Genomic DNA, 2,094 nt, shown 5'->3' on the forward strand with positions numbered 1-2,094 from the left:
CTATTACAATAGATTTACGGTTAAAGGCACGGCAGCCAGCCATGTCTTTTTTCGTATCGTTGCCTAAGCTGTTAGAATGTGGAGTGTCTTGGCCTGGCGTTTCCTTTCTTGGGCCCTTGCGTCCGTACAAAAGTCCGTCAGCCAGCCTCTCATTCGCAGCGTTCGATTTATGCAGGTTGAGCCGCCACACCGGTGCGCCCGTGTCATCAAATAGATTGGATCGGCAATGATGAAATGGCTGGAAGCCAAAAGACAAATCTACGATGGGGAGTTGCGCACTATGAACAATGTGGCAGGGGTCGATGTTTCCAAAGGAAAGAGCATGGTATCTGTTCTCCGTCCCTTTGGGGAAGTGGTGGCAAAGCCATTTCCTGTCGGTCACACCGGAAGTGAACTCAAGGAGCTGGCAAACTACTTGAAAAGCCTGGCCGGTGAGACACGGGTGGTCATGGAGCACACCGGGCGGTACTATGAGCCGGTGGCCCGCTTCCTTCACGAAGAAGGCATCTTTATCAGCGCGGTTAATCCGAAGCTTATTAAAGACTATGGCAACAACACCCTGCGCAAAGTGAAAACCGACAAGGCGGATGCCCAGAAGATTGCCCGCTATGGGCTTGACAACTGGGCAGAATTGCGCCAGCATACACTTATGGACACAATTCGTATGCAACTGAAAACGCTGAATCGGCAGCAGGGACTGTACTCCAAGACCAAGACGATGATGAAAAACAACCTCATTGCGCTCCTGGACCAGATCTATCCCGACGTCAATGACCTGTTTGACAGTCCTGTCCGCGAGGACGGCAGCCAGAAGTGGGTGGACTTTGCTGCGACCTTCTGGCATGTGGACTGTGTGCGAACCATGAGCCTCACCGCTTTTACCGAGCGTTACCGCAAGTGGTGCAAGCAGCATGGCTACAACTTCAGTCAGAACCGGGCTGTTGAGATCCACGCCGGGGCGAAGGACCTGATTGCCATGCTTCCAAAGGCCCCCCTGACCAAAACTATGGTCCGGCAGGCAATTGATGCGCTGAACGCCGTCTCAAAATCTCTGGAGAGGCTCAAGTTGGAAATGCGTACTCTGGCCGCCCAACTCCCGGAACATCCCATTGTCATGGCTATGCACGGTGTTGGGGATTCTCTTGGTCCGCAGCTTATGGCGGAGCTTGGGGATGTTACCCGGTTCACCCACAGAAACGCTATTACCGCTTTTGCAGGCGTCGACCCCGGGGCCGACCAGTCCGGTACTCACGAGGCCAAGAGCACCAGAATCTCCAAAAGTGGGCCGCCGGAGCTGCGCCGCGCCTTGTTCCTGGTCATGGACTGCCTGCTGAAAACCATGCCACAGGACGACCCGGTCTACCAGTTCATGGACAAGAAACGTGCCGAGGGTAAGCCTTATCTTGTCTACATGACAGCCGGAGCCAACAAGTTCCTGCGCATTTACTACGGAAGAGTAAAAGAATACCTGGCTTCCCTGCCTCCGGAGGAAAATTCAGGCAGTATTCTTCCTTGAGATGGAACAATATTGCTTTTACTCTAAAAGCATCTTTAGACAGAAAGTGTGGGTCTTTGATGTTTTTAGACAATCTATCCGCCTCCCTCCTCCAACTCTGCGACGCCGAGCATCTCAGCTATGAGAAGGCCTCCGAACGCTGTGATTGCAGCCCTAAACATTTCTCCAACATTGTCTGCAAACGCTCTTATCCCTCCCTCAAGGTCTTTGAGAATATCTGTCTTGGTTTTCACAAATCCCCTAACCGACTTTTAGGCGTAGGTCTGGACGAACTTTCATTTCGTATCCCTATGCCAGTTGCCGAGGTACATATCTTCCCTTTAATACCTGGAGCACCCTCTTTCCCTGTCTGCCCTCAATGTGGCTCTACCTTGGAACGTGAGTATCTGACCTATTGTTGCTACTGCGGTCAGTGTCTTTCCTGGAAGCATTTCAATAACGCTTCTATTGTGATACGTCCCTAAAGCCTTTGCCTCCTCTCCAGGCCAACCGTTTCCCGCTGTTGGCCTTTTTTGCCTGCCCTGTTTTCCAATGAGGATTTTTTCATTCAGAGGCTTGACTTTTTATTTGCAGACTTT

2 protein-coding genes are annotated in these 2,094 nt (G+C 51.7%); one reads left to right on the forward strand and one right to left on the reverse strand.

Features of this window, described 5'->3' with window-relative positions; genetic code table 11:
* Nucleotides 1–280: 280 nt before the first annotated feature.
* Nucleotides 281–1,516 (forward strand): IS110 family RNA-guided transposase, encoded by a 1,236-nt coding sequence (locus ACESY8_RS19625; RefSeq protein ID WP_054339589.1) that lies wholly within the window; start codon nucleotides 281–283, stop codon nucleotides 1,514–1,516.
* Between the two features lie 74 nt (nucleotides 1,517–1,590).
* Here the strand turns inward: ACESY8_RS19625 and ACESY8_RS19630 are convergent, their stop codons facing one another.
* Nucleotides 1,591–1,749, reverse strand: coding sequence for a hypothetical protein (locus tag ACESY8_RS19630; protein WP_153810771.1), 159 nt, complete (start codon nucleotides 1,747–1,749; stop codon nucleotides 1,591–1,593).
* Nucleotides 1,750–2,094: the final 345 nt, after the last annotated feature.

The organism is Clostridium sp. ATCC BAA-442, assembly GCF_964239415.1.
GTDB classification, from domain to species: domain Bacteria; phylum Bacillota; class Clostridia; order Oscillospirales; family Oscillospiraceae; genus Flavonifractor; species Flavonifractor plautii.

Excerpts from the sequence above, each read along its gene's own strand:
- ACESY8_RS19625 (WP_054339589.1), top strand. The coding sequence starts at position 281 with ATGAACAATGTGGCAGGGGTCGATGTTTCCAAAGGAAAGAGCATGGTA.